22 protein-coding genes are annotated in these 26,549 nt (G+C 70.2%); 17 read left to right on the top strand and 5 right to left on the bottom strand.

Annotation, left to right across the window (positions count from 1 at the left end; all coding sequences use genetic code 11):
- Positions 1-107: 107 nt before the first annotated feature.
- From recG to mutM, 8 genes are all read left to right on the top strand, one after another.
- Positions 108-2,330 (top strand): ATP-dependent DNA helicase RecG, encoded by a 2,223-nt coding sequence (gene recG, locus OG787_RS12540; RefSeq protein WP_369035518.1) that lies wholly within the window; start codon positions 108-110, stop codon positions 2,328-2,330.
- A 196-nt stretch (positions 2,331-2,526) separates the two neighbouring features.
- Positions 2,527-3,111: a 16S rRNA (guanine(966)-N(2))-methyltransferase RsmD gene (gene rsmD / locus OG787_RS12535; RefSeq protein WP_405535235.1), complete on the top strand. Its 585-nt coding sequence runs from the start codon at positions 2,527-2,529 to the stop codon at positions 3,109-3,111.
- A 26-nt stretch (positions 3,112-3,137) separates the two neighbouring features.
- Positions 3,138-3,617 carry a pantetheine-phosphate adenylyltransferase gene (gene coaD / locus OG787_RS12530; protein WP_235479875.1) on the top strand — a complete coding sequence of 160 codons (480 nt, stop codon included), beginning with the start codon at positions 3,138-3,140 and terminating at the stop codon, positions 3,615-3,617.
- Positions 3,618-3,731: 114 nt separating this feature from the next.
- Positions 3,732-4,814, top strand: coding sequence for a cell division initiation protein (locus tag OG787_RS12525; protein WP_405535234.1), 1,083 nt, complete (start codon positions 3,732-3,734; stop codon positions 4,812-4,814).
- A gap of 129 nt (positions 4,815-4,943) precedes the next feature.
- Positions 4,944-5,594 (top strand): DUF177 domain-containing protein, encoded by a 651-nt coding sequence (locus OG787_RS12520; protein ID WP_235474579.1) that lies wholly within the window; start codon positions 4,944-4,946, stop codon positions 5,592-5,594.
- A 2-nt stretch (positions 5,595-5,596) separates the two neighbouring features.
- Entirely contained in the window at positions 5,597-5,770 is a 174-nt protein-coding gene (gene rpmF / locus OG787_RS12515) for a 50S ribosomal protein L32 (RefSeq protein WP_030753522.1), read from the top strand.
- A 19-nt stretch (positions 5,771-5,789) separates the two neighbouring features.
- A complete protein-coding gene (gene rnc / locus OG787_RS12510) occupies positions 5,790-6,617 on the top strand; it encodes a ribonuclease III (protein WP_369035515.1) in 828 nt (275 codons plus the stop codon).
- Positions 6,618-6,750: 133 nt separating this feature from the next.
- A complete protein-coding gene (mutM, locus tag OG787_RS12505; protein WP_369035514.1) occupies positions 6,751-7,611 on the top strand; it encodes a bifunctional DNA-formamidopyrimidine glycosylase/DNA-(apurinic or apyrimidinic site) lyase in 861 nt (286 codons plus the stop codon).
- Here mutM and OG787_RS12500 read toward each other — a convergent pair.
- Positions 7,584-7,976 (bottom strand): winged helix-turn-helix transcriptional regulator, encoded by a 393-nt coding sequence (locus tag OG787_RS12500; RefSeq protein WP_405535233.1) that lies wholly within the window; start codon positions 7,974-7,976, stop codon positions 7,584-7,586. The genes mutM and OG787_RS12500 overlap by 28 nt on opposite strands.
- Before the next feature lie 99 nt (positions 7,977-8,075).
- Entirely contained in the window at positions 8,076-9,233 is a 1,158-nt protein-coding gene (locus OG787_RS12495; protein WP_369035513.1) for a CAP domain-containing protein, read from the bottom strand.
- 142 nt (positions 9,234-9,375) lie between these two features.
- Between OG787_RS12495 and OG787_RS12490 the strand changes: the two genes are divergently transcribed.
- The 4 genes from OG787_RS12490 (at position 9,376) to OG787_RS12475 (ending at position 16,247) form a co-directional block, all read left to right on the top strand.
- Positions 9,376-9,657, top strand: a complete 282-nt coding sequence (locus tag OG787_RS12490; protein ID WP_235474576.1) for an acylphosphatase — start codon at positions 9,376-9,378, stop codon at positions 9,655-9,657.
- Positions 9,658-10,037: 380 nt separating this feature from the next.
- Positions 10,038-10,241: a hypothetical protein gene (locus OG787_RS12485; protein ID WP_006375438.1), complete on the top strand. Its 204-nt coding sequence runs from the start codon at positions 10,038-10,040 to the stop codon at positions 10,239-10,241.
- A gap of 281 nt (positions 10,242-10,522) precedes the next feature.
- Positions 10,523-14,650, top strand: coding sequence for an AAA family ATPase (locus OG787_RS12480; RefSeq protein WP_405535232.1), 4,128 nt, complete (start codon positions 10,523-10,525; stop codon positions 14,648-14,650).
- Between the two features lie 178 nt (positions 14,651-14,828).
- Positions 14,829-16,247 (top strand): sugar porter family MFS transporter, encoded by a 1,419-nt coding sequence (locus tag OG787_RS12475; protein ID WP_405535231.1) that lies wholly within the window; start codon positions 14,829-14,831, stop codon positions 16,245-16,247.
- A 134-nt stretch (positions 16,248-16,381) separates the two neighbouring features.
- On the opposite strand, the gene OG787_RS12470 is transcribed toward OG787_RS12475, so the two are convergent.
- On the bottom strand, positions 16,382-16,759 hold the full coding sequence (locus OG787_RS12470) for a hypothetical protein (RefSeq protein ID WP_369035510.1): 378 nt from the start codon (positions 16,757-16,759) through the stop codon (positions 16,382-16,384).
- A gap of 53 nt (positions 16,760-16,812) precedes the next feature.
- The gene (locus OG787_RS12465) at positions 16,813-17,784 is read right to left on the bottom strand and encodes an LLM class flavin-dependent oxidoreductase (RefSeq protein ID WP_405535230.1); all 972 of its coding nucleotides are present in this window, start codon (positions 17,782-17,784) and stop codon (positions 16,813-16,815) included.
- A 134-nt stretch (positions 17,785-17,918) separates the two neighbouring features.
- On the opposite strand from OG787_RS12465, the gene ftsY reads away from it, so the two are divergent.
- Positions 17,919-19,121: a signal recognition particle-docking protein FtsY gene (ftsY, locus tag OG787_RS12460; RefSeq protein ID WP_405535229.1), complete on the top strand. Its 1,203-nt coding sequence runs from the start codon at positions 17,919-17,921 to the stop codon at positions 19,119-19,121.
- 115 nt (positions 19,122-19,236) lie between these two features.
- Here ftsY and OG787_RS12455 read toward each other — a convergent pair whose 3' ends face one another.
- Positions 19,237-19,899, bottom strand: coding sequence for a bifunctional DNA primase/polymerase (locus OG787_RS12455; protein ID WP_405535228.1), 663 nt, complete (start codon positions 19,897-19,899; stop codon positions 19,237-19,239).
- A gap of 457 nt (positions 19,900-20,356) precedes the next feature.
- Between OG787_RS12455 and OG787_RS12450 the strand changes: the two genes are divergently transcribed.
- The 4 genes from OG787_RS12450 to OG787_RS12435 all read left to right on the top strand — a co-directional run bounded on the left by OG787_RS12450 (position 20,357) and on the right by OG787_RS12435 (position 26,311).
- Positions 20,357-21,841 (top strand): hypothetical protein, encoded by a 1,485-nt coding sequence (locus OG787_RS12450; RefSeq protein ID WP_369035506.1) that lies wholly within the window; start codon positions 20,357-20,359, stop codon positions 21,839-21,841.
- 310 nt (positions 21,842-22,151) lie between these two features.
- Positions 22,152-23,492, top strand: coding sequence for an ammonium transporter (locus OG787_RS12445; protein ID WP_369035505.1), 1,341 nt, complete (start codon positions 22,152-22,154; stop codon positions 23,490-23,492).
- Entirely contained in the window at positions 23,489-23,827 is a 339-nt protein-coding gene (locus OG787_RS12440; RefSeq protein WP_235474567.1) for a P-II family nitrogen regulator, read from the top strand. Before OG787_RS12445 ends, OG787_RS12440 begins: the two co-directional genes overlap by 4 nt.
- 27 nt (positions 23,828-23,854) lie before the next feature.
- Positions 23,855-26,311, top strand: a complete 2,457-nt coding sequence (locus OG787_RS12435; RefSeq protein WP_369035504.1) for a [protein-PII] uridylyltransferase — start codon at positions 23,855-23,857, stop codon at positions 26,309-26,311.
- The last annotated feature ends 238 nt before the right edge of the window (positions 26,312-26,549 follow it).

The following is a 26,549-nucleotide window of genomic DNA, read 5'->3' as shown; positions in this document are numbered from 1 at the left end:
GCGGTGACCGCGGGGGATGGCCGGGCGCGCCATCCTAGGCCCCGAACGAGCCGTCTGACCAGCGGATTCGCTATACGTATACGGGAATGTCAGTGGTGTGGTGTGCAATGGATCTCGTGCCCGCACTGGAAGAACCACTGAAGCAACCACTGAAATCAGTGCTCGGCCCCGCCACCGCGAAGGTGATGGCCGAGCACCTCGGCCTGCACACCGTCGGCGACCTCCTGCACCACTATCCGCGCAGGTACGAGGAGCGGGGCCAGCTCACCCACCTGGCCGACCTCCCCATGGACGAACACGTGACGGTGGTCGCCCAGGTGGCCGACGCCCGCCTGCACACCTTCGCCTCCTCGAAGGCCCGGGGCGGCAAGGGCCAGCGCCTGGAAGTCACCATCACGGACGGTAGCGGCCGGCTCCAACTGGTCTTCTTCGGCCACGGTGTCCACAAACCCCACAAGGAACTCCTCCCCGGCACCCGCGCACTGTTCGCGGGCAAGGCGTCGGTCTTCAACCGCCGCCTCCAACTCGCCCATCCGGCGTACGAGTTGCTGCGGGGGGACACCGACGAGGCAGCGGAGACGGTCGATTCCTGGGCGGGCGCACTGATCCCGCTGTACCCCGCCACGGCGAAGCTGGAGTCCTGGAAGATCGCCAAGTCGCTACAGACGGTGTTGGACCTCGCCCAGGCGGCCGTCGACCCGCTGCCCCCCTCCCTCCGGGAGGGCAGGGGCCTCGCCACCCTTCCCGAGGCGCTCCTGAAGATCCACCGCCCGCACACCAAGGCGGACATCGAGGACGCGCGCACCCGACTCAAGTGGGACGAGGCGTTCGTCCTCCAGATCGCCCTGGCCCGCCGCCGCCACGCGGACGCCCAACTCCCGGCGGTCCCCCGCAGACCGACCCCGGACGGCCTCCTCACGGCCTTCGACGCGAAGTTGCCCTTCACCCTCACGGAGGGCCAGCAGAAGGTCTCCAAGGAGATCTTCGACGACCTGGCGGCGGAACACCCGATGCACCGGCTGCTCCAGGGCGAAGTCGGATCGGGGAAGACAATGGTGGCCCTCCGCGCCATGCTCGCCGTCGTCGACGCGGGCGGTCAGGCCGCGATGCTCGCGCCCACCGAGGTGCTCGCCCAGCAGCACCACCGGTCGATCACCGAGATGATGGGCGAGTTGGCCGAGGGCGGCATGCTCGGCGGCGCCGACAAGGCCACCAAGGTGGTCCTCCTGACCGGCTCCATGGGCACGGCCGCCCGCCGCCAGGCGCTCCTCGACCTCGTCACCGGCGAGGCGGGGCTCGTGATCGGCACGCACGCGCTGATCGAGGACAAGGTCCAGTTCCACGACCTCGGCCTGGTGGTGGTCGACGAACAGCACCGCTTCGGCGTAGAACAGCGCGACGCCCTGCGCGGCAAGGGCAAACAGCCCCCGCACCTCCTCGTGATGACGGCGACACCCATCCCGCGCACGGTCGCCATGACGGTCTTCGGCGACCTGGAGACCTCGGTCCTGGACCAGCTCCCGGCCGGCCGCTCCCCGATCGCCAGCCATGTCGTCCCGGCCGCGGACAAACCCCATTTCCTGGCGCGCGCGTGGGAGCGCGTGCGCGAGGAGGTCGAGGGCGGCCACCAGGCGTACGTGGTCTGCCCGCGCATCGGCGACGAGGAGGACGACCCCAAGAAGGCCAGGAAGTCGGCGGAGGACGAGGCGGAGAAGCGCCCGCCGCTGGCCGTCGTACAGGTGGCCGACCAGCTCACCCGTGGCCCCCTCCAGGGACTCAAGGTCGAGATCCTGCACGGCCGGATGCACCCCGACGACAAGGACGCCGTGATGCGCCGCTTCGCCGCCGGGGAGACGGACGTCCTGGTGGCCACGACGGTCATCGAGGTCGGCGTCAACGTCCCCAACGCGACCGCCATGGTGATCATGGACGCCGACCGCTTCGGCGTCTCCCAGCTCCATCAGCTCCGCGGCCGCGTCGGCCGTGGCTCGGCGGCCGGTCTCTGCCTCCTGGTCAGCGAGATGCCCGAGGCGAGCGCGGCCCGCCAGCGTCTCAACGCCGTCGCGGCCACCCTCGACGGCTTCGAACTCTCCCGCATCGACCTGGAACAACGCAGAGAGGGCGACGTCCTGGGCCAGGCCCAGTCGGGTGCCCGCACATCCCTCCGCATGCTCACGGTCATCGACGACGAGGAAATCATCGCGGAGGCAAGGGAGGAGGCGGCGGCCGTGGTCGCCGCCGACCCGGACTTGACGAGCCTCCCTGGCCTCCGTACGGCCCTGGACGCTTTGCTGGACGAGGAGAGGGAGCAGTACTTGGACAAGGGGTGAGGCACTTTACATCCCGGCTCGGGGGAGGGCTGCTTGTCCACGGCTTGGGGGGCTGCCCCGCAGGGGCGCCCCCAGGGGCGCGGGGAACTGCGCGACCAGCCCGCACCGGGCCCGGAGTCGCCTACAACACAAAGCACCCCCCACCACCGCCTGCCAGACTGAACCCGCACCCATTCCCCCGGACAAGGACCCCCAGATGACCCGCGTGATCGCCGGCACAGCCGGCGGACGACGCCTAGCCGTCCCGCCGGGCACCGGCACACGCCCCACATCGGACCGCGCCCGCGAGGGCCTCTTCTCCACCTGGCAGGCACTCCTGGGCGGCCCCCTGGACGGCGAACGGGTCCTCGACCTGTACGCCGGCTCCGGCGCCGTAGGCCTGGAGGCGCTCAGCCGCGGCGCAGGACACACCCTCCTCGTGGAGGCCGACCCCCGCGCCGCCCGCATCGTCCGCGAGAACGTCAAGTCGCTCGGGCTGCCCGGCGCCGAGGTCAGGGCGGGCAAGGCGGAACAGGTTGTCCAGACGCCGTCCGCACAGCCGTACGACATCGTCTTCATCGACCCGCCGTACGCCGTTCCGGACGACGATCTTCGCGAGATCCTGCTCACACTCCGGGCGGGGGGCTGGCTCGCGGCCGGAGCCCTCGTCACCGTGGAGCGCAGCACCAGAGGCGGCGAATTCGGCTGGCCGGACGGCTTCGAAGCGCTCCGGGCCCGTCGCTACGGCGAGGGAACGTTTTGGTACGGTCGCGCCGCCTCTACGTGCGAAGACGCACGATGACCGGACCGGAGAGCGAGGGATCACTAGTGCGCCGCGCCGTCTGTCCCGGGTCGTTCGACCCGATCACCAACGGACACCTCGACATCATTTCCCGCGCCTCCCGTCTGTACGACGAGGTCTATGTCGCGGTCATGATCAACAAGTCCAAGAAGGGCCTGTTCGAGATCGACGAGCGGATCGACCTGATCCGCCAGGTCACCGCCGAGTTCGGGAACGTCCGGGTCGAGTCCTTCCACGGCCTCCTCGTCGACTTCTGCAAACAGCGCGACATCCCGGCCATCGTCAAGGGCCTGAGAGCCGTCAGCGACTTCGACTACGAACTCCAGATGGCCCAGATGAACAACGGTCTGTCCGGCGTCGAGACGCTCTTCGTGCCGACCAATCCCACCTACAGCTTCCTGTCCTCCTCGCTGGTCAAGGAGGTGGCCGCCTGGGGCGGGGACGTCTCCCACCTCGTACCGCCGCTCGTCCTGGAAGCCCTCGACGGCCGCCTCAAGAAGGACTGACCGGCGGGCTGACGAAGAACTGACAAACCGTCACTCGGTGTCGGGCGGGGCGACAGGAGTCGTACAGTCGACCCGTCCGTCTTCATCACAGCTGTAGAGAGTGGCGAGCACACGGTGGACGTGCAGAAGAAGCTCGACGAGATCGTCTCCTCGGTCTCCAGTGCCCGGTCGATGCCCATGTCGGCCTCGTGCGTGGTCAACCGCGCCGACCTTCTCGCGATGCTGGAAGAGGTGCGCGCGGCCCTGCCCGGCTCCCTCGCACAGGCACAGGAGCTGATCGGCGACCGGGAGCACATGGTCGAGCAGGCCCGTCAGGAGGCCGACCGGATCATCCGGACCGCCCATGAGGAGCGCGGCTCGCTGATCTCCGACACGGAGGTCGCCCGCCGCTCCCAGAACGAGGCGGACCGCATCCTCGCCGAGGCCCGCAAGGAGGCCGAGGACGTCCGCGCCGAGGCCGACGACTACGTCGACTCCAAGCTCGCCAACTTCGAGGTCGTCCTCACCAAGACCCTCGGCTCGGTCGGCCGAGGCCGCGAGAAGCTCCTCGGTACCGGCCCCGGCCTCGACGAGCAGGGGTACGAGGACGAGGACGCCCCCGAGCGCAGCCACGACCCCGAGACCCTGCGCCTCAACGCCGACAAATACGTCGACGTGAAGCTCGGCGCCTTCGAGGCCGTCCTCGCCAAGACCCTGGAGGCGGTCGGCCGCGGCCGGCAGACCCTGCACGGCCGTATCGCCTCCGACGACCTCGGCGCCCTCGGCCAGGACGACGACGGCAGCCCCAGGCAGCACACCAGCGACGCCGACTACCTGGCCGACCTCGCCGACTCCCCGGACTCCCTGGGGGTACAGCCCCGGGCGGCGGAGATCCCGGCCCAGCAGCAGTACGGCCAGCAGGACCAGTACGGCTACCAGCAGCCCGCGGACCCGTACGGCGGCTACCAGCAGGCCTACGCCCAGCAGCAGGACCCCTACGGCTACCAGTCGGCCGACCCTTACGCCTACCAGGGCTACGACGGTCAGCAGGCCGGCTACGACCCCGCCCAGGTCCAGCAGGGGCACGTCCAGCCGGAACAGCAGCAGCCGCAGCAGCCGCAGCAGCCGCACGCCCTCGACGAGACCAGCTTCTTCGACACGACCATGATCAGTGCCGAGCAGCTGCGCGCCTACGAACAGGGTCGCGGCGGCCAGTAAGTCCCCGCGCGGGGACCGGATTGGGCCGTGGGCGGAAGGTCCAGTATCCTGGCTCTTCGGTCGCGTGTACCTCTGCGATCACCGCTGCCCGGAAGACGGGCGGCTGAGCATCGAAGATCGAAAGCAGGAATGGCTCTGAACGCCCGCCTCGACCACCGCAACCCTCTTGTGTTCGACACACACGAGCTGGGGCGGCGTCCTGGCGCGCTACAGCGCCTGACCCGTGAGATCGACGCTCCCAAGGACTTCGGTCTCGCGGGAGTCATCGGAGTGCCGGAAGGCGCGCCGGTGGAGCTCGAACTCCGCCTGGAGTCGGTCATGGAAGGTGTGCTTGTCACAGGCACCGCCCGTGCACGCGCCAAGGGGGAGTGCGTAAGGTGTCTGGAGCCGCTCGAGCAGCAGCTCGAAGCGGATTTCCAGGAGATGTTCTCGTACCCTGACGCCGACGACCGGGGCCGTGTGAAAGCGGAGCCGGCCGACGACGCCGAGGAAGACGAGGACACGCTCTTCATCGAGGACGGCTTGTTCGACCTCGAACCCGTGCTGCGTGATGCGGTGGTGCTCGCACTGCCGATGCAGCCGGTGTGCCAGGACGACTGCCCCGGCCTGTGCTCCCAGTGCGGAGCCCGGCTGGCGGACGACCCGGACCACCACCACGATGCCGTCGACATCCGTTGGGCGGCACTGCAGGGACTCGCAGGTTCACTCGAACCCGGCGAGAAGGACGAGATCAGCGGCGCCGACGCGGAAGCGGGCGTCGACGAGAAGCAGGAGAAGTAGCCGTGGCTGTTCCGAAGCGGAAGATGTCGCGCAGCAACACGCGCCACCGCCGGTCGCAGTGGAAGGCTGCGGTCCCCACCCTGGTTGCGTGCGAGCGTTGCCAGGAGCCCAAGCTGCAGCACATCGCGTGCCCGTCTTGCGGCACTTACAACAAGCGCCAGGTCCTCGAGGTCTGAGCGGCTGGTGAGAGGCTTCATGTCTGACGCCCCGGCGGACTCGACCGCCAAGAAAAAAACGGCGGACACGGCCTCGTCCCACACGCTTCTGGAAGGGCGGCTCGGCTACCAGCTGGAGTCCGCCCTTCTGGTGCGTGCGCTGACCCACCGTTCGTACGCGTACGAGAACGGCGGTCTGCCCACCAACGAGCGGCTGGAGTTCCTCGGGGACTCCGTGCTCGGCCTGGTGGTCACGGACACGCTGTACCGCACCCACCCCGACCTCCCAGAAGGCCAGTTGGCCAAGCTGCGGGCCGCGGTGGTCAACTCTCGTGCGCTCGCGGAGGTGGGCCGTGGGCTCGAACTCGGCTCCTTCATCCGGCTCGGCCGCGGTGAAGAGGGCACGGGCGGGCGGGACAAGGCGTCCATCCTCGCCGACACCCTCGAAGCGGTGATCGGCGCTGTCTATCTCGACCAGGGTCTCGACGCGGCGGGCGAACTCGTCCACCGTCTCTTCGACCCGCTGATCGAGAAGTCCTCGAATCTCGGTGCCGGCCTGGACTGGAAGACCAGTCTCCAGGAACTCACCGCGACCGAAGGGCTCGGTGTCCCCGAGTACCTGGTCACGGAGACCGGTCCGGACCACGAGAAGACCTTCACTGCTGCCGCCCGCGTCGGAGGCGTCTCGTACGGCACCGGCACCGGCCGCAGCAAGAAGGAGGCGGAGCAGCAGGCCGCGGAGTCGGCTTGGCGTTCCATCCGCGCGGATGCGGATGAACGTGCCAAAGCGGCTGCCGAGGCTGTTGTCGCTGAGGCCGCGGTGCCTGTTGAGGAGGACGTGGACGTGTCTTCCTCTACCTCTGCCTGAGGTTGTGTGCACCAGTGCTTGTCCCTGGCGGGACTTGCACTGGTGTTTTTCGGTTTTTCGTTGTCTGCGGGCCCGGTGGGGGCTGGTCGCGCAGTTCCCCGCGCCCCTGAAAGCCTAAAGCTAGGGGGTTTCCATGCCTGAGTTGCCTGAGGTCGAGGTTGTGCGGCGGGGGCTTGCTCGGTGGGTTGCCGAGCGGATCGTTGCCGATGCCGAGGTGTTGCATCCTCGGGCCGTGCGGCGGCATCTTGCCGGGGCCGACGACTTCACTCACCGCCTCAAAGGGCATCGCATCGGTGTGCCCAGTCGGCGTGGGAAGTATTTGTGGCTGCCGTTGGAGGACACCGGGCAGTCGGTGCTCGCGCATCTCGGGATGAGCGGGCAACTGCTGGTCCAGCCGCACGATGCCGCTGACGAGAAGCACCTCCGCATCCGCGTCCGGTTCGCGGACGACCTCGGTACCGAGCTGCGGTTCGTCGACCAACGCACCTTCGGTGGGCTGTCGTTGCACGACAACACGCCCGACGGGCTGCCCGACGTCATCGCCCACATCGCGCGCGACCCCCTCGACCCGCTGTTCGACGACGAGGCCTTCCATCAGGCGCTGCGCCGGAAGCGTACGACCATCAAACGGGCCCTGCTCGACCAGTCGTTGATCAGCGGCGTCGGCAACATCTACGCGGACGAGGCCCTTTGGCGGTCCCGCCTCCACTACGAACGTCCGACCGCCGGCTTCACCCGGCCGCGCACGGCCGAACTCCTGGGCCATGTACGGGATGTGATGAACGCGGCGCTGGCCGTGGGCGGCACGAGTTTCGACAGTCTGTATGTCAACGTCAATGGCGAATCGGGGTACTTCGACCGCTCGCTCGACGCGTACGGACGCGAGGGACTGCCCTGCAAGCGGTGTGCGACGCCGATGCTCCGCCGTCCCTGGATGAACCGGTCCAGCTACTTCTGTCCGAAGTGTCAGAGGGTCCCGCGCGCGGTGTCGTAGCGTTCGCGAGCCGCCAGTACGGAGTCCATGCGGCCCTCCACGCAGTGGATGAGCGACAGCAGGCGCTCGGCGACCTCGTGGCCCAGGGGGGTCAGTTCGTAGTCCACGCGGGGCGGGTTCGTCGGCTGGGCCTCGCGGTGCACCAGGCCGTCGCGCTCCAGGGCCTGGAGGGTCTGGGAGAGCATCTTCTCGCTCACGCCGTCGACACGACGGCGCAGCTCGTTGAAGCGGAGCGAGCCCTCCTGGAGGGCGCCGAGCGTGAGCGCGCCCCAGCGACCCGTGACGTGCTCCAGCGTGCCACGCGACGGACAGGCCTTGGCGAACACGTCGTAGGGGAGGTTCTGCTCCTCCGTGGCGTTCATCATGACCCCAGCGTACGCGAGCGCAGCGCTGACCTGAAGATTGCGCTAACCGTCGGTTAGCGCAATCCTCGGAATCCTCGGTCGCTCAGCCGGTTCTGCCGCTCAGTAGCCGAAGTCCTGCGTCCACCAGGGGCCGCCCGAGCCGAAGTGGACACCCACCCCCAGCGTCTTGAAGTCGCAGTTCAGGATGTTCGCCTTGTGGCCGGGGCTGTTCATCCAGGCCTCCATCACCGCGGCCGCGTCGGCCTGGCCCCGGGCGATGTTCTCGCCGCCGAGGCTGGTGATGCCGGCCTTGTCCGCGCGGTCCCAGGGCGAGAGACCGTCGGGGTCGGTGTGGTCGAAGAAGTCCCGGGCGGCCATGTCGTCGCTGAACGCCTCCGCCAGCTCCCGCAGTGCGCTGTTCGCCGCCACCGCGCTGCAGCCGACCTTCGCCCGCTCCTCGTTGACGAGCTTGAGCACCTCCGCCTCGGCGGCGGCCTCCGCGGTCACCGTGATCGGGGCGGAGGACTGCTGCTTCTCCTTCGACTTCGTCGGTGTGGGCGTCGGAGTCGCCTTCGGTTCCTTGGTGGGAGTGGCCGAGGGCTTCTTCGGCGGGGCCTCGGTCGTCGGGGCCGCCGACGCGGTCGACGTCGAGGGGGAGGGCGACGGGGACGAGGTGTCCCGGTCCGAGTCGCGGCTCGTCGACGTACCGCTGTCGCGGTCCGTGTCGGCGTTGCCGGACGTGCCGCCCTGCTGGGTCTCGTCGTTCGTCGGGGAGTCCGCGGCCTGCACCTTGTCGCCGCTGCTGCCGCCGCCGAGCGTGTACTTGTCGCCACCGCCGGGCAGCACGCCCGTGGCGACCGCGACGGTACCGAGGGCGACCGCGGCGGAGACGCCGAGCAGGCCCGTACGGATCGGCCTGGACGACCGCTTCTTGCGGCGGCGCGTGCCGCCGGCACCCGGCCCGTCGAAGGGGCTGTCGCCGTTCAGTGCCCCGTGGGCGCCGGTGTCGTCCGGGGCGAAGAGGTAGGCGTTGCTCTTCGCGTAGGCCTCGGAGTGCGCCTCGGGGTTCAGATAAGGGGCGATGCCCACGGTCGTGGGCGCGTCCTCCCACAGCGTGCTGTAGGCGGTGTGCGGTATGTGCTGAGTGGGCGGGACCTGGGAGTCGTACGGTCCGTGATCGGATCCGTGACCACCCGTGCCCGAATCGTATGTTTCCGTGACCCCCGTGGCGCGACCCGTGGTGGCGCGGCCGGCGGCGGAGCGTCGGTGGCGTCCCATGTTTTGGCCTTCCTCGTCCTTGCGGTCCGGGTAACTCACTCGATCGAGTGAGTTTCATATGAGATTCGTTGGGTGGGGACGGTACCCCATGGCGCAAGGGGAGGAAGTGCTGAGAGAGACATTGGCCCGTTAGCGTGCACCCATGAACGAGGATGTACGGCTGGTCGCCTGGGTGCGCGGACGCGTCCAGGGTGTGGGTTTCCGCTGGTTCACGCGGGCGAAGGCCCTGGAGATCGGCGGCCTGAGTGGTTTTGCTCTCAATTTGGACGACGGACGTGTGCAAGTGGTCGCGGAAGGCCCGCGTCCGGGCTGCGAAGGACTGCTCGACTGGCTGCGGGGGAGCGACACGCCCGGCCGCGTGGACGGCGTCACCGAGATCTGGGACACACCTCGCCGGATCTACGACGGCTTCGCCATCCGCTGAAGGTGTTCTGTAAAGGGGCCCAGGCGACGGCCCGTGGACATGCCACGCGCACCTGTCCACAGCAGAAACGGGCTGGTGGTTGCCAAGAAGCGCAGGTCGTGGCAGGCTCCGCAGAAAACGCTTGTCGTCACGCCCGCGGGCCCCGCCGGAGTCGCAGCGCCGCCCCACAGGGGCCGTGCGCCACGGTGCCGCCCGCCAATACAGGGCGTGATCGTGTTGACCGTCAAACTTTTTGGTGAGACGCTGAAAGCCCCGCGCACCTTAGCTGTTTGGCATGTAAGAACGGCAGCAAGAACTCCAGAGTGCCAAGCATCGCGGGTGCGATTCCCTCACGACCCACACCGCTTCGGTCGGTCACTCAGTGTGGAGGACCATCAATCATGGCAAAGGCGCTTCTCGGTTACGTCGGCGGCTCTGACCCGCGACTCCTCGCCGAGATGCGACGGCTCCAGCAGCGCGTACAGGACCTGGAATCCGAACTCGGACGCATCCAGGCGGAGAACGACGAGCTGACGGCTGCCGCTTCTCACGACTCGCTTCTCGAGAGCATCGACGCACGCCAGGCGGAGCCCGCGCTCACCTGATCACTGCATCGGTCACGACACGCAGTGGTTGGCTGCCCGTATCAACCGCTAAGTCGTCAGAGTTCAGATTTTGGCCAGAGTATTGCAAGGGACGCTTCGGCGTCCCTTCTTTATTTCCCCCGGTGCTTCGGTGCCTGGGTGCTTGTGTGGGTGCCGCTGTGCTTCCTCAAGCGCTTGCACTCTCTTTAACGTCTGGTGTGCCCTGCACGTTCATCCGTGAAACCGCGGGGTATCCGGGGGTTCACTGTGTGACATAACGGCGGAAGGTAGAGTCCAGCGGCGTGCACCTCAAGGCCCTGACCCTCCGAGGGTTCAAGTCGTTCGCCTCGGCGACCACGCTCCGGTTCGAGCCGGGCATCACGTGTGTCGTGGGGCCCAATGGTTCGGGCAAGTCCAACGTCGTGGACGCGCTCAGCTGGGTCATGGGCGAACAGGGCGCCAAGTCGCTGCGCGGCGGCAAGATGGAGGACGTCATCTTCGCCGGCACGACGGGCCGCCCGCCGCTGGGCCGCGCCGAGGTGTCGTTGACCATCGACAACTCCGACGGCGCGCTGCCCATCGAGTACGCCGAGGTCACCATCACGCGGATCATGTTCCGCAACGGCGGCAGCGAGTACCAGATCAACGGCGACACCTGCCGGCTCCTCGACATCCAGGAACTGCTGTCCGACTCCGGCATCGGCCGCGAGATGCACGTCATCGTCGGCCAGGGCCAGCTGGACTCCGTACTGCACGCCGATCCGATGGGCCGCCGCGCCTTCATCGAGGAGGCAGCGGGCGTACTGAAGCACCGCAAGCGCAAGGAGAAGGCGCTGCGCAAGCTGGACGCGATGCAGGCGAACCTCGCCCGCGTCCAGGACCTCACCGACGAGCTGCGGCGCCAGCTGAAGCCGCTGGGGCGGCAGGCGGCGGTCGCGCGCCGGGCCGCGGTCATCCAGGCGGATCTGCGCGACTCCCGGCTCCGGCTCCTCGCCGACGACCTCGTACGGCTGCGGGCGGCGCTCCGGACGGAGGTCGCGGACGAGGCCGCGCTCAAGGAACGCAAGGAGGCGGCGGAGGCCGAGCTGAAGAAGGCCCTCCAGCGCGAGGCGCTCCTTGAGGACGAGGTACGTCAGCTCACCCCGCGCCTCCAGCGCGCACAGCAGACCTGGTACGAGCTGTCCCAGCTCGCCGAACGCGTACGCGGCACCGTCTCGCTGGCCGACGCGCGCGTGAAGAGCGCCACCTCAGCCCCCGACGAGGAACGGCGTGGCCGCGAGCCCGAGGACATGGAGCGCGAGGCCGCGCGCATCCGGGAGCAGGAGGCCGAGCTGGAAGCGGCCCTGGAGGCGGCCGAACACGCGCTGGAGGACACGGTCGCCCACCGCGCCGAACTGGAACGCGAACTCGCGGTCGAGGAACGGCGCCTGAAGGACGTGGCCCGCGCGATCGCCGACCGCCGCGAGGGCCTGGCCCGGCTGAACGGCCAGGTCAACGCGGCCCGTTCACGGGCGGCCAGCGCCCAGGCCGAGATCGACCGCCTCGCCGCCGCCCGCGACGAGGCCCAGGCACGTGCGGTCGCGGCCCAGGAGGAGTACGAGATCCTGAAGGCCGAGGTCGACGGCCTCGACGCGGGCGACGCGGACCTGGCGGAACAGCACGCCACGGCGAAGGCGGCCCTGGCCGACGCGGAAGCGGCCCTCACAACGGCCCGCGAGGCGGCCACGGCAGCGGAACGCCGGCGCGCCGCCACCCAGGCCCGCCACGAGGCCCTCGCCCTCGGCCTGCGCCGCAAGGACGGCACAGGCGCGCTCCTGGCCGCCCAGGACCGCCTCACGGGCCTGCTCGGCCCGGCGGCCGAACTCCTGACGGTCACCCCGGGCCACGAGGTCGCCCTGGCCGCCGCCTTCGGCGCGGCGGCGGACGCCATCGCGGTGTCGACCCCGGCCGCGGCGGCAGCCGCGATCCGCCTCCTGCGCAAGCAGGACGGGGGTCGCGCTTCGCTGCTGCTTGCGGGGGCGCCGGAGCCGGAGGGCGGTGGGGCGCGGCGGTCAGGGGGTTCGGCGGGGGAGCCGGGTCCGGGTGCGCTTGGCTCGGTGGGTGCTGTGGGGGGCGGTCCGGGGGCTGGTGAGGGGCTGGGTGGCGGCTCGGGTTCTGGGGGCGGTTCGCCGGAGGCGGGTGTCCGTGGCTCGGTGAGTCCTGCGGATGGTGTGGGTGCGGGGGGCTCGGCGGCTTCCGGGGATGCCGGTGGGCGGTCGGGGAGTGGCTCGGGGCCTGCGGGCGGTTTGCCGGAGGCGGCACCGCGTGCGGCGGGGGAGCCGGGTGCAGGTCCAAGCGACTTGGCGGGCCTTGCGGATACCGACGGAGGGCAGTCGGGTGCCCGGCTCGGCCCTGCGGGCGACGAGCCCGGCGGTGGCCTTGGTGCGCGACAGCACGCGGTGGTCCCCGCGCACGACGGCTCGGCTTTCGGGGGTGTACGCGGTGCCGGTGCCGGTGGTTCGGTCGAGGACGCCGGAATCCGTGCCGGTCAGGCGGCCGACGCCGAGGGCCGGCCGGGTGCGGGCGCCGCTCCGGGCAGTGGAACCGCCCCTGGTGATCGTGACGTGGCCCGGAGCAGCGGGCGCGCAGCGCCTCTCCTCGCCGCCGATCTGGTCCGAGGCCCCCTCGAACTCATGCCCGCCGTACGGCGGTTGCTGCGTGGGATCGTTGTCGTGGAGACCCTCGAAGACGCCGAGGAACTGGTGTACGCGCGGCCGGAGTTGACCGCCGTGACCGCCGAAGGGGATCTGCTGGGCGCCCACTTCGCGCACGGTGGGTCCGCCGGGGCGCCGAGTCTGCTGGAAGTGCAGGCCTCCGTCGATGAAGCCGCCGCGCAGCTCGATGAACTGGCCGTGCGGTGCGAGGAGTTGGCCGGGGCGCAGCAGCTCGCCGTGGAGCGGCGCAAGGAGTGTGCCGCGTTCGTCGAGGAGATCGGGGAGCGGCGGCGGGCCGCCGACCGGGAGAAGTCGGCCGTGGCCCAGCAGCTCGGGCGGCTCGCCGGGCAGGCCAGGGGCGCCGCCGGGGAGGCCGAGAGGTCCACCGCCGCCGCGGCGCGGGCACAGGAGGCGCTCGACAGGGCCGTACAGGATGCCGAAGAGCTTGCGGAGCGGCTGGCCGTCGTCGAGGAGATGCCCGTCGAGGAGGAGCCCGACACCGGCGTACGGGATCGGCTCGCCGCCGACGGTGCCAACGCGCGGCAGACCGAGATGGAGGCCCGGCTCCAGGTCCGTACGCACGAGGAGCGGGTCAAGGGGCTGGCCGGACGGGCCGACTCGCTCGACCGGGCCGCACGCGCCGAACGCGAGGCACGCGCGCGGGCCGAGCAGCGGCGGGCGCGGCTCAGACACGAGGCGGCCGTCGCCGAGGCCGTCGCCTCCGGGGCCCGGCAACTGCTCGCGCACGTCGAGGTGTCGCTCGGGCGGGCCGAGGCCGAGCGGGTCGCCGCCGACGCGGCCAAGGCGCGCCGGGAACAGGAACTGGGCACCGCTCGTGCCCAGGGGCGCGATCTCAAGGCCGAACTCGACAAGCTGACGGACTCCGTGCATCGGGGTGAGGTGCTCGGCGCCGAGAAGCGCATGCGGATCGAGCAGCTGGAGACCAAGGCGCTGGAGGAGCTGGGCGTGGAGCCCGAGGGGCTCGTCGACGAGTACGGCCCGCACCAGCTGGTGCCGCCCTCGCCCCCCGCCGAGGGCGAGGAACTGCCCGAGGATCCGGAGGACCCGCGCAACCAGCCGAAGCAGTTCCACCGGGCCGAGCAGGAGAAGCGCCTCAAGGCGGCCGAGCGGGCCTACCAGCAGCTCGGCAAGGTCAACCCGCTCGCCCTGGAGGAGTTCGCGGCGCTGGAGGAACGCCACAAGTTCCTGAGCGAGCAGCTCGAGGATCTGAAGAAGACGCGCGCCGATCTGCTTCAGGTCGTGAAGGAGGTCGACGAGCGCGTCGAGCAGGTCTTCACCGAGGCCTACCGGGACACCGCCGTGCAGTTCGAGGGTGTTTTCAGCCGGCTGTTCCCCGGTGGCGAGGGGCGGCTGATCCTGACCGACCCCGACAACATGCTCACCACCGGTGTGGATGTGGAGGCCCGGCCCCCGGGCAAGAAGGTCAAGCGGCTCTCGTTGCTCTCCGGTGGCGAGCGCTCACTCACCGCCGTAGCGTTGCTGGTGTCGATCTTCAAGGCTCGGCCGAGCCCCTTCTACGTCATGGACGAGGTCGAGGCGGCCCTCGACGACACCAACCTCCAGCGGCTCATCCGGATCATGCAGGAGTTGCAGGAGGCCTCGCAGCTCATCGTGATCACGCATCAGAAGCGGACGATGGAGGTCGCCGACGCGCTGTACGGCGTCTCCATGCAGGGCGACGGCGTGTCGAAGGTGATTTCACAGCGGCTCCGCTAGTCCGCCGCCCCTCCTCCGCCCCGCGTCCCTCCCCTCCACAACACTTCAAGACTTGAACACACTCCGGTCGCGGGTGCCTCTTTTCTCACACCCCTGACCCTCTTGACTTAGAAACTTGAAGGAATAGTCTCGGCAACGTCGTTTTTACATTCAGGTACCACCTACCTGGGAGCTGTACGTGACCAGCGCTGAGCAGGCACTCAAGTCAGGAGCCGTGACGGCTCACCCCGAGCACCTCGGGCACGTCATCTTCATCGCGGCGGCGGCCGCGATGGGCGGTTTCCTCTTCGGCTACGACAGTGCCGTGATCAACGGCGCGGTCGAGGCCATCCGGGACCGCTACGACATCGGCTCCGCGGCCCTGGCGCAGGTCATCGCCATCGCCCTGATCGGCTGTGCCATCGGCGCCGCCACCGCCGGACGCATGGCCGACCGCATCGGCCGCATCCGCTGCATGCAGATCTCCGCCGTGCTGTTCACGATCAGCGCCGTCGGCTCCGCGCTGCCCTTCTCCCTGTACGACCTCGCCTTCTGGCGGATCATCGGCGGCTTCGCCATCGGCATGGCCTCCGTGATCGGCCCCGCCTACATCGCCGAGGTCGCCCCGGCCGCGTACCGGGGCCGGCTCGGCTCCTTCCAGCAGGCCGCGATCGTCGTCGGCATCGCCATCTCGCAGCTGGTCAACTGGGGCATCCTGAACGCGGCCGGCGGTGACCAGCGCGGTGAGCTGCTGGGCGTCGAGGCCTGGCAGGTGATGCTCGGTGTGATGGTCGTACCGGCGGTGCTGTACGGGCTGCTGTCCCTCGCCATCCCCGAGTCGCCGCGCTTCCTGATCTCCGTCGGCCAGGACGAGCGCGCCCGTGAGGTGCTGCGCGAGGTCGAGGGCGACGGCATCGACATGGACGCCCGGGTCGCCGAGATCGAGCACGCCATGAGGAGCGAGCACAAGTCGACCTTCCGGGACCTGCTCGGCGGCACCTTCTTCTTCAAGCCGATCGTCTGGATCGGCATCGGGCTCTCGGTGTTCCAGCAGTTCGTCGGTATCAACGTGGCGTTCTACTACTCCTCGACGCTGTGGCAGTCGGTCGGCGTCGACCCGACGGAGTCGTTCTTCTACTCCTTCACCACGTCGATCATCAACATCGTCGGCACAGTGATCGCGATGATCTTCGTGGACCGCATCGGCCGCAGGCCCTTGGCGCTCATCGGCTCGGTCGGCATGGTCGTCGGCCTCGCCCTGGAGGCCTGGGCCTTCTCCTTCGACCTCGTCGACGGCAAGCTGCCCGCCACCCAGGGCTGGATCGCCCTGGTCGCCGCTCACATCTTCGTCCTCTTCTTCGCCCTCTCCTGGGGTGTCGTCGTCTGGGTCTTCCTCGGCGAGATGTTCCCGAACAAGATCCGCGCCGCCGCACTGGGCGTGGCCGCCGCCGCGCAGTGGATCGCCAACTGGGCCATCACCGCGAGCTTCCCGTCGCTGGCCGACTGGAACCTCTCCGCGACCTACCTGATCTACACGATCTTCGCCGCGCTCTCGATCCCGTTCGTGCTCCGGTTCGTCAAGGAGACGAAGGGCAAGACGCTGGAGGAGATGGGCTGAGCCCCGGTACCCCGGTATCCCGTATGAACTCGGGGAGGAGGGCCAAGTCCCCGCTGCCCTGCTCCCCGTACCTCCGTCGCCCCGGCTCGGCCACTGCCCGAGCCGGGGCGGCGGTCTTCGTGCGTCACCAGGTTTCACCAGATGAGGACGCCGCCGCCGATCTCCAGGGCCTTGTGGGCGCTCTCCTCGATGATCCGCAGCCGGTCCTCGATGCCCGCGCGGTGTTCCGCCAGGGTCCGGGGCCGCTCCGTGCCGGCGGCGATCGCGTCCAGGTGGGTGCGCAGCAGGGCGACCTCACGCAGCAGGGCCGGCACCTCCCCGGCCTCGACATGGAGATCGGCGTCGGCCAGCACGGGCAGGAGGCGGGCGCCCAGCGCGCGTACCGCCTCCGATCCCCACACCGTCGTACGCCATGACTCGAAGCCGCCCGACTGGTACACGTCGGCCGGCACTTCGAGCAACCGCAGCTTTCCGTTCGGCTCGCGGACGAACACTTCCACCAACAGGCTCATGACCGCAGGGAACCACTGCCGGGCCCGACCGGACCACCGGGTTTCGCGGCAGGTCAGCCGCCCAGCGCCGGAACCACCCGCTCCCCGAACAACCGGAGGCTCCGCCAGCCCTCCTCCACCGGCATTCCGCCCGACAGCGGGTGCAGTACGTAGTTGTCCAGGCCCTGCGCCACGCACTCCTCCGGCGTCAGGATCCGGTAGACGCCCTCGGCGCGGAGTTCCTCGACCGTCGTGGCCGCCGACTTCACGGCCGACCGGATGTCGCCGGACTGCCAGGAGGCGTACGTCCGGGCCTCGTGCAGGAAGTGGTGGCCGTGCTCGGCCCAGGTCCGGTCCGGGTCCTCGGTGATGTGCAGGAGCGGGGTCTCGGCGGCCGGCATCATCGTCCAGCCCTCGGTGCCGTACTCGACGAGCCGCTCCTTGTAGTAGGCCTCCAGCTCGGGCAGGTGCGCGCTGGGGAAGAGGGGGAGGCCCAGGCGGGCGGCCCGTCTTGCCGCCGCCTTCGACGAGCCGCCCACCAGGAGGAGCGGGTGCGGGTCGGTGCACGGGCGCGGAGTGACCCGTACCGTACGGCCGCGGTACTCGAACTCCTGGCCGGTCCAGGCCTTCAGGAGGGTCTCCAGCAGCTCGTCCTGGAGCTTGCCGCGCCGCTTCCAGTCGGCGCCGAAATGGGCGTACTCCTCGGGGCGATAGCCGATTCCGGCGACCGTGACCAGCCGGCCGCCGCTCAGGAGATCCAGTACGGCTATGTCCTCGGCGAGCCTCAAGGGGTCGTGCAACGGACCGATCACCGCCGACACCGTCACCGCGATCCGCCGCGTCGCCCCGAACACCGCCCCCGCGAAGGCGAACGGCGACGGCAGCCAGTTGTTGGCGACGCCGTGGTGCTCCTCGGTCTGGACGGTGGTGATTCCGTGGGCGTCGGCGTACGCGGCCATCTCGATCGCGGCCTGGTAGCGGGCGCGGAGGTCGGCGGGGGTGGCGTCGGGGGCGACCAGGTTGAAACGTACGACGGTGACGGGCATGGGGGTCCCTTCCGGCGGGTGTGCCGGGGGAGATTAGCTGACGGTGTGTCAGATGGCCAGGGGTGCGGGGAGGGGGCCGGGCGGGCTACCGGGGCCGGACGCGGCGGAGGGCGGTCGCGCATACTGGTGCCGCTATGGAAACCATCATCCTTGCTGTAGTCATCGCCGTGATCGTGCTCGGTGTGCTCGGTGGGCTCGTCGTCGGCAGCCGCAGGAAGAAGCCGCTGCCCCCGGCGCCCCCCACGACACCCGACCTCACCGCCCCTCCGGCCGAGCCGCACATCGGCGACGAGGCCGAGACGCCGCGCGACGAACCGCGCCGCACGATAGAGGAGGTGGATCTTCCCGAGGCGGGGGACGGCACGTCCGTCGCCGTCGAGGAACCTCCCGCCCTCCCCGAGATCGAGGTGCCGGAGCCCACCGCCGGCCGGCTGGTCCGGCTGCGCGCCCGGCTCTCCCGGTCGCAGAACGCGCTCGGCAAGGGGCTGCTCACGCTCCTCGCGCGCGAGCACCTCGACGACGACACCTGGGAGGAGATCGAGGACACCCTCCTCACCGCCGACGTCGGCGTCCAGCCCACCCAGGAGCTGGTCGAGCGGCTGCGCGAGCGGGTGCGGGTGCTCGGTACGCGGACGCCTGAAGAGTTGCGCGGGCTGCTGCGCGAGGAGCTGCTCAAGATCCTCGAACCCGGGTTCGACCGCGCGGTGAACACCGACTCGCCCCTCGACACCCCGGGCATCGTGATGGTCGTCGGCGTCAACGGCACCGGCAAGACCACCACCACCGGCAAGCTCGCGCGCGTGCTCGTCGCCGACGGGAAGAACGTCGTCCTCGGCGCCGCCGACACCTTCCGGGCCGCCGCCGCCGATCAGCTCCAGACCTGGGGCGACCGGGTCGGGGCCCGTACGGTGCGTGGTCCCGAAGGGGGTGACCCCGCCTCCATCGCCTTCGACGCCGTCAAGGAAGGGATCGAGGCCGGCGCCGATGTCGTCCTCATCGACACCGCCGGGCGGCTTCACACCAAGACCGGGCTCATGGACGAGCTGGGCAAGGTCAAGCGCGTCGTCGAGAAGCACGCCCCGCTGGACGAGGTGCTGCTCGTGCTGGACGCCACGACCGGGCAGAACGGGCTCGTCCAGGCCCGTGTCTTCGCCGAGGTCGTCGACATCACCGGCATCGTGCTCACCAAGCTCGACGGCACCGCCAAGGGCGGCATCGTCATCGCCGTACAGCGCGAGCTGGGTGTGCCGGTGAAGCTGATCGGGCTCGGCGAGGGGGCCGACGACCTGGCTCCGTTCGAGCCGGAGGCGTTTGTTGACGCCCTTATCGGCGACTGAACGGCCGGAGAGCCCGGGGGATCTCCCAGGTACTCAAGTAGTAGGTGCTTCAGTGAGAAGAGGCCCGCCGCATGGTGCAGATGCGGTGGGCCTCTCGTTTCGGTGAGGTCCGGTGCTACGCCCGCGACCGGTGCGCCACATAGGCCAGCGTCCCCAGCAGCAGCCTCGCCGCCGGCGGCTTCGTCGCCGTGTCCAGGGCGGGCGGGCGCAGCCAGGTGACCGGGCCGAGGCCGCCCCGGTCGGAGGGGGGCGCCGTGAGATACGTACCGGCGCCGAGGCCGTGCAGGTCGAGCGTCGCGTCGTCCCAGCCCATGCGGTAGAGGAGCTGGGGCAGTTCGGCGGCGGCGCCGGGGGCGACGAAGAACTGGGCGCGGCCCTGCGGGGTGGCCGTGACCGGGCCGAGGGGGATGCCCATGCGCTCCAGGCGGACCAGGGCGTGGCGGCCGGCCGGTTCGGCGACCTCGATCACGTCGAAGGCGCGGCCCACGGGGAGCATCACCGAGGCGCCGGGGAACTGGCCCCAGGTGTCGGTGACCTCGTCGAGTGTGGCGCCGGCCGCCACCCGGGGGGCGAAGCTCAGCGGGTGGGCGCCGGGCGTGGGGCAGTCCGGCAGGCCGCAGGAGCAGGCGCCGCCCGCCGCGCGGGCGCCGGCCACCACGTCCCAGCCCCAGAGACCGGTGTACTCGGCCACGGCGGTGCACTCCGACGACCGGCCGCGGCGGCGCGTGCCGGGCCGGATCTCGCGGATACCCCGGCTGCTGCCGATCGTGAAGCCCATGCCCCCTCCAACGGGTCCGACGCACCGGTGGTTACGAGATGCACGTGGAACGTAACCCTGTGTTTCCGACTGCCCGACAGCCCTGCCCGCCATCACCTGTTTCAGTCGGCGCCCGGAAGTACCGCGGGTAGTGCGCTCGGCTGTGTGCGCCCTCGCGTGCATCCCTCCGCCCACTTCCGGCTGTCCTCTGTCAAGTGAATCCTGTGCAGCCACCCGGTAGTTCATTCGAAGGGGTGGCGAATGGTGGCGTTTCCTGGATGCCCATGGCTGGAGCCGTGATCGTAGGATTACTTTGAGTGCACGAGGCCTGGGGGCACATGCGCTTGTGGGTATGCCGGAGGCAAGTCGGCTTCCCGTTCGAAGGGTGAGAACCGGCGGACGCGAAGCCTATTTACCGGCATTCTGATAGGGCTTGGCGCACTCGGCGACAAGTGGTCTCAGGGATGGGGGCGTTCCAGTGGGCGGCAACGGCGGAAGCGCGACGACACCGGCCAGCGCCGACAAGCGCCCGAACGAGCTGCTCGGCTCATGGTTCGTGCGCAGCGGCTGGTCCAAGGGCGAGCTGGCGCGCCAAGTGAACCGACGGGCCCGCCAGTTGGGCGCCAACCACATCTCCACCGACACCTCGCGGGTCCGGCGCTGGCTCGACGGGGAGAACCCGCGCGAGCCGATCCCGCGGATCCTGTCCGAGTTGTTCTCCGAGCGCTTCGGCTGTGTCGTCTCCGTCGAGGACCTGGGGCTGCGCGCCGCCCGCCAGTCACCGTCCGCGTCCGGCGTCGACCTGCCCTGGACGGGCCCGCAGACCGTGGCCCTGCTCAGCGAGTTCTCCCGCAGCGACCTGATGCTCGCCCGGCGCGGCTTCCTCGGCACCGCCCTCGCCCTCTCCGCCGGACCGACCCTGATCGAGCCCATGCAGCGCTGGCTCGTCCCCGTGCCCCCCGCCCCGCCCGAGGAACCCGAGCATCCGTCCGCCGCGCGCCGGGCCGGCCGGCTCTCCCAGCCCGAGCTGGAACTGCTGGAGTCCACCACCGCGATGTTCCGGCAGTGGGACGCCCAGTGCGGCGGCGGCCTGCGCCGCAAGGCCGTGGTCGGACAGCTGCACGAGGTCACCGACCTCCTCCAGGAGCCCCAGCCCGAGGCCACCACCCGCAAACTGTTCAAGGTCGCCGCCGAACTGGCCGAACTCGCCGGCTGGATGTCGTACGACGTGGGACTCCAGCCGACCGCCCAGAAGTACTTCGTGCTGGCCCTGCACGCGGCCAAGGAGGCCGGGGACAAGCCCCTGGGCTCGTACATCCTGTCGTCCATGAGCCGCCAGATGATCCACCTCGGCCGGCCGGACGACGCCCTCGAACTGATCCATCTCGCGCAGTACGGCAGCCGTGACTGCGCGAGCCCCCGCACCCAGGCCATGCTGTATGCGATGGAGGCACGCGCATACGCCAATATGGGACAGCCCGGAAAGTGCAAGCGGGCCGTGCGGATGGCCGAGGACACGTTCGCGGACGTACACGATTGGGACGAGCCCGATCCCGACTGGATCCGCTTCTTCTCCCGCGCCGAGCTGTACGGCGAGAACTCCCACTCCTTCCGCGACCTGGCCTATGTCGCAGGGCGCAGCCCCACCTACGCCTCCCTCGCCGAACCCCTCATGCGGAACGCCGTCGACCTGTTCGCGAAGGACACCGATCACCAGCGGTCGTACGCACTGAACCTGATCGGCATGGCCACCGTCCACCTCCTCCAGCGGGAGCCGGAACAGGCCACCGTGCTGGCCGCCGAGGCCATGGGAATCGCCAAGAAGGTGCGCTCGGAGCGGGTCAACACTCGTATCCGAAAAACCGTCGACACGGCTGTACGCGACTTCGGGGATCTCACCGAGGTCGTCGACCTCACCGACCAGCTCGCCATCGATCTGCCAGAGACCGCCGAAGCGGTCTGAACCCCCGGAACCCCGGCCGCGGCAGGCCCTCCCGAACAGCCCGACTCGGCTCCCCCGCCAGGTCATCGGAAGGCCCGCCGCGGTCGGACCACCGCCCCGGGTGAAGGTTGCGCCACGATAACGATCGGCGCGTCCGACATCTGGCAGTTCATCGATCCGTAACACACAAGGCACCTTCGTCACTGCGGCGAAACATCGAGGGGCGTCGACCGAAACGGCGCTGCGCCAATCTCTGGCGCATAACCGGCCCACCCCTCAATCCGCTCAGGCTTCGCCCGCACGGGGCCGTACCAATGACGAGGAGACGCCGATGGCATCAGCCGCCATCACGCTAGCCGCAGACGCTCCCACGCTGTCTGCCGCAAACACCGGGTTCATGCTGATCTGTTCAGCCCTGGTGTTGCTCATGACCCCCGGTCTCGCCTTCTTCTACGGCGGCATGGTTCGGGTCAAGAGCACTCTGAACATGTTGATGATGAGCTTTATCAGCATCGGGATCGTCACGATCCTCTGGGTGCTCTACGGCTTCTCGCTCGCCTTCGGCACCGACAAGGGCGGCTTCATCGGCTGGACCTCGGGCTGGGTCGGTCTCAGTGACATCGGCACCGCCGATCTGTGGGACGGCTACACCATCCCGATCCTGGCCTTCATGGTCTTCCAGATGATGTTCGCCATCATCACGCCCGCCCTGATCAGCGGTGCCCTCGCGGACCGCGTCAAGTTCACGGCCTGGGCGCTGTTCGTCGCCCTCTGGGCCACGGTCGTGTACTTCCCCGTCGCCCACTGGGTATGGGGCGCGGGCGGCTGGGCCTTCGAGCTGGGCGTCATCGACTTCGCCGGTGGTACGGCGGTCCACATCAACGCGGGTGCCGCGGCGCTCGGCGTGATCCTGGTCATCGGCAAGCGCGTCGGCTTCAAGAAGGACCCGATGCGCCCGCACAGCCTCCCGCTGGTCATGCTCGGCGCCGGTCTCCTCTGGTTCGGCTGGTTCGGCTTCAACGCCGGCTCGTGGCTCGGCAACGACGACGGCGTCGGCTCCCTGATGTTCGTCAACACGCAGGTCGCCACCGCCGCCGCCATGCTCGCCTGGCTCATCTACGAGAAGATCCGCCACGGCGCGTTCACCACGCTGGGCGCCGCCTCCGGCGCGGTCGCGGGTCTGGTCGCCATCACCCCCTCGGGCGGTGCGGTCTCCCCGATCGGCGCGATCGCCGTCGGCGCCATCGCCGGTCTGCTGTGCGCCATGGCCGTCGGCCTCAAGTACAAGTTCGGTTACGACGACTCGCTCGACGTCGTCGGTGTCCACCTCGTCGGCGGTGTCGTCGGCTCCCTGCTGATCGGCTTCTTCGCCAGCGGCAAGGGCCAGTCCGAGGTCCAGGGCCTCTTCTACGGCGGCGGCCTCGACCAGTTCTGGAAGCAGTGCGCCGGTGTCTTCGCCGTCCTCGGCTACTCCCTGGTCGTCTCCGCGATCCTCGCCTTCCTCCTCGACAAGACGATCGGCATGCGCGTCTCCGAGGACGACGAGGTCGCCGGCATCGACCAGGCCGAGCACGCCGAGACCGCATACGACTTCAGCGGCGCCGGGGGTGGCTCGGCCCGTACGTCCGTCACGACGGCCGTCGGTGGCGAGAGTAAGAAGGTGGACGCATGAAGCTCATCACCGCCGTTGTGAAGCCCCACCGGCTCGACGAGATCAAGGAGGCCCTCCAGGCCTTCGGGGTCCACGGTCTGACGGTCACCGAGGCGAGCGGCTACGGTCGTCAGCGGGGCCACACCGAGGTCTACCGCGGCGCCGAGTACACGGTCGACCTCGTTCCCAAGATCCGCATCGAGGTTCTCGCCGAGGACGACGACGCCGAGGGTCTGATCGACGTCATCGTCAAGGCGGCCCGAACCGGCAAGATCGGTGACGGCAAGGTCTGGTCCCTCCCGGTCGACACGGCCGTCCGGGTCCGGACCGGCGAGCGCGGCCCGGACGCGCTCTGAGGCAGGAAAACGAACAGGAGTCGCTGGGTGACGAGTACGAACGTGCGTAAGGATGCAGAGGACTCGGGACCCAGCGGCTATGCGGCGGCCCGGCTGCGCCTCCTCACCGAGGGGGTGCGGTCCGGGCCGCCGCGCCGTGCGGCCCTCGCCGAACTGACGGACGAATGGCTGACCGGCCTGTTCACCGCGGGCGCCGAGGGACTGCGCGGAGTCTCCCTGGTCGCGGTCGGCGGCTACGGCAGAGGTGAACTCTCCCCACGCAGCGACCTGGACCTGCTCCTCCTGCACGACGGCAGCGACTCCGCCGGGGTCGCCGCCCTCGCCGACCGGCTCTGGTACCCCGTCTGGGACCTGGGCCTCGCCCTCGACCACTCCGTACGGACCCAGTCCGAGGCCCGCAAGGTGTCCGGCGAGGACCTCAAGGTGCAGCTGGGCCTGCTGGACGCCCGCCACCTGGCAGGCGACCTCGGCCTCACGGCCGGCCTGCGCACCGCCGTCCTCGCCGACTGGCGCAACCAGGCCCCCAAACGCCTCCCCGAACTCCAGGAACTCTGCGCCGAGCGCGCCGAACGCCAGGGCGAGCTCCAGTACCTCCTCGAACCCGACCTCAAGGAGGCCCGCGGCGGCCTCCGCGACGCCACCGCCCTGCGCGCCGTCGCCGCCTCCTGGCTCGCCGACGCCCCGCGCGAGGGCCTCACCGACGCCCGCCGCCGTCTCCTGGACGTCCGCGACGCCCTCCACCTCACGACCGGCCGCGCCACCGACCGCCTCGCCCTCCAGGAACAGGACCAGGTGGCCGCCGAACTCGGCCTCCTCGACGCCGACACCCTCCTGCGGCAGGTGTACGAGGCCGCACGCGTCGTGTCGTACGCCAGCGACGTCACCTGGCGCGAGGTGGGGCGCGTGCTGAGATCACGCGCCGTACGCCCACGCCTGCGCGCCATGCTGGGGGGCGGCAAGCCGGTGGCGGAACGTTCACCCTTGGCCGAGGGTGTCGTCGAACAGGACGGCGAGGTGGTGCTCGCCCGCGCCGCCCGCCCCGACCGCGACCCCGTCCTCCCGCTGCGTGCCGCCGCGGCGGCCGCCCAGGCGGGCCTCCCGCTCTCCCTGCACGCGGTCCGACGTATGGCCGTGGCGGCACGCCCGCTGCCCACCCCGTGGCCTGCGGAGGCCCGCGAACAACTGGTGACGCTGCTGGGCTCCGGCCGCCCGACCATCGAGGTCTGGGAGGCGCTGGAGGCCGAGGGCCTGATCACCCACTTCCTCCCCGACTGGGAACGGGTCCGCTGCCGCCCGCAGCGCAACGCCGTCCACATCTGGACGGTCGACCGCCACCTCATCGAAACGGCCGTCCGGGCCTCCGAGTTCACCCGCCGGGTCAGCCGCCCCGACCTCCTCCTCGTCTCCGCGCTGCTCCACGACATCGGCAAGGGCTGGCCGGGCGACCACTCCGTCGCGGGCGAGATCATCGCCAAGGACGTGGCCGCCCGCATCGGCTTCGACCGCGCGGACGTGGCGGTGCTGGCGACTCTCGTACGGCACCATCTGCTCCTCATCGACACCGCGACCCGGCGTGACCTGGAGGACCCGGCCACCGTGCGCTCGGTCGCCGAGGCGGTCGGCTCGCAGAGCACCCTGGAACTGCTCCACGCGCTCACCGAGTCCGACGCGCTGGCGACGGGCCCGGCCGCCTGGTCGACCTGGCGCGGTTCGCTCGTCGCCGACCTGGTGAAACGGGTCGCCGCCGTGCTCTCCGGGGACGCCGCCGAGGAACCCGAGGCCGCCGCGCCCACCGCCGAACAGGAACGGCTCGCCATCGAGGCGATCGCGACCGGGGGACCGGTACTGGCGCTGCGCGCCCAGACGGAACCCCCGGCGGACGCGTCGGAGGAGGAGCCCTCCGGGGATCCCGAGCCGCTGGGCGTGGAACTGCTGATCGCCGTACCCGACCAGCCGGGGGTGCTGCCCGCGGTGGCCGGGGTGCTGGCGATGCACCGGTTGACGGTCCGCACGGCGGAACTGCGCGCACTGGATCTTCCGGACGGTGTCGAGGGCGCGGTCCTGCTCCTCGACTGGCGGGTGGCCGCCGAATACGGCTCCCTGCCCCAGGCGGCCCGCCTGCGCGCCGACCTCGTACGGGCCCTGGACGGCTCCCTGGACATCACGGGGCGGCTGGCAGAGCGGGATGCGGCTTATCCGCGGCGCCGGGGTGTCGTGGCACCGCCGGCCCGGGTGACCGTCCACCCGACGGCTTCCCGGCTGGCCACGGTGATCGAGGTGCGGGCGCAGGACGCTCCGGGGCTGCTGCATCGGATCGGGCGGGCGCTGGACGATGCGGGGGTGCGGGTGCGGAGCATGCATGTCAGCACGCTGGGGTCGAATGCGGTGGATGCTTTTTACGTGACCAACGGCAAGGGCGCGCCGCTGCCGGGGGACGAGGCGTCGTTGGTGGCGCGGAAGCTGGAGGAGATGCTGCGGGCGTGAGGGCGTCGGCGGGGCGGGCGGTGTCATGGGCGGCGCCCGCGCCGACGTGGGGGCGAGGGCTCGCGGGGGATCCGGGGGCTTCCCGAGGGCGGGTGAGTGTGGTTCCGGTGCGGGGCAGGTGCGGTGGGCCACGCGCACGGGGTCTGTGGTGCCGGGAGCGCGAGTCCGTTCCGTCGATTTCCCGGTGGGCGTGGGTGCACCTCCGGTAGCGTCGCGGTCCGCGTCGTGGGGGAGGGGC

The organism is Streptomyces sp. NBC_00075, from assembly GCF_045041225.1.
Taxonomy (GTDB): Bacteria; Actinomycetota; Actinomycetes; order Streptomycetales; family Streptomycetaceae; genus Streptomyces; species Streptomyces adonidis.
The sequence above is the reverse complement of the archived record's forward strand: the minus strand, read 5'-3'. Positions and strand labels throughout refer to the sequence as shown.

Excerpts from the sequence above, each read along its gene's own strand:
- OG787_RS12455 (WP_405535228.1), bottom strand. The coding sequence starts at position 19,899 with ATGGGCTTCACGATCGGCAGCAGCCGGGGTATCCGCGAGATCCGGCCC.
- mutM (WP_369035514.1), top strand. The coding sequence starts at position 6,751 with ATGCCTGAGTTGCCTGAGGTCGAGGTTGTGCGGCGGGGGCTTGCTCGG.
- OG787_RS12490 (WP_235474576.1), top strand. The coding sequence starts at position 9,376 with ATGAACGAGGATGTACGGCTGGTCGCCTGGGTGCGCGGACGCGTCCAG.
- OG787_RS12485 (WP_006375438.1), top strand. The coding sequence starts at position 10,038 with ATGGCAAAGGCGCTTCTCGGTTACGTCGGCGGCTCTGACCCGCGACTC.
- rnc (WP_369035515.1), top strand. The coding sequence starts at position 5,790 with ATGTCTGACGCCCCGGCGGACTCGACCGCCAAGAAAAAAACGGCGGAC.
- OG787_RS12495 (WP_369035513.1), bottom strand. The coding sequence starts at position 9,233 with ATGGGACGCCACCGACGCTCCGCCGCCGGCCGCGCCACCACGGGTCGC.
- rsmD (WP_405535235.1), top strand. The coding sequence starts at position 2,527 with ATGACCCGCGTGATCGCCGGCACAGCCGGCGGACGACGCCTAGCCGTC.
- recG (WP_369035518.1), top strand. The coding sequence starts at position 108 with ATGGATCTCGTGCCCGCACTGGAAGAACCACTGAAGCAACCACTGAAA.
- OG787_RS12465 (WP_405535230.1), bottom strand. The coding sequence starts at position 17,784 with ATGCCCGTCACCGTCGTACGTTTCAACCTGGTCGCCCCCGACGCCACC.
- ftsY (WP_405535229.1), top strand. The coding sequence starts at position 17,919 with ATGGAAACCATCATCCTTGCTGTAGTCATCGCCGTGATCGTGCTCGGT.
- OG787_RS12470 (WP_369035510.1), bottom strand. The coding sequence starts at position 16,759 with ATGAGCCTGTTGGTGGAAGTGTTCGTCCGCGAGCCGAACGGAAAGCTG.
- OG787_RS12520 (WP_235474579.1), top strand. The coding sequence starts at position 4,944 with ATGGCTCTGAACGCCCGCCTCGACCACCGCAACCCTCTTGTGTTCGAC.
- OG787_RS12445 (WP_369035505.1), top strand. The coding sequence starts at position 22,152 with ATGGCATCAGCCGCCATCACGCTAGCCGCAGACGCTCCCACGCTGTCT.
- OG787_RS12440 (WP_235474567.1), top strand. The coding sequence starts at position 23,489 with ATGAAGCTCATCACCGCCGTTGTGAAGCCCCACCGGCTCGACGAGATC.
- OG787_RS12500 (WP_405535233.1), bottom strand. The coding sequence starts at position 7,976 with ATGATGAACGCCACGGAGGAGCAGAACCTCCCCTACGACGTGTTCGCC.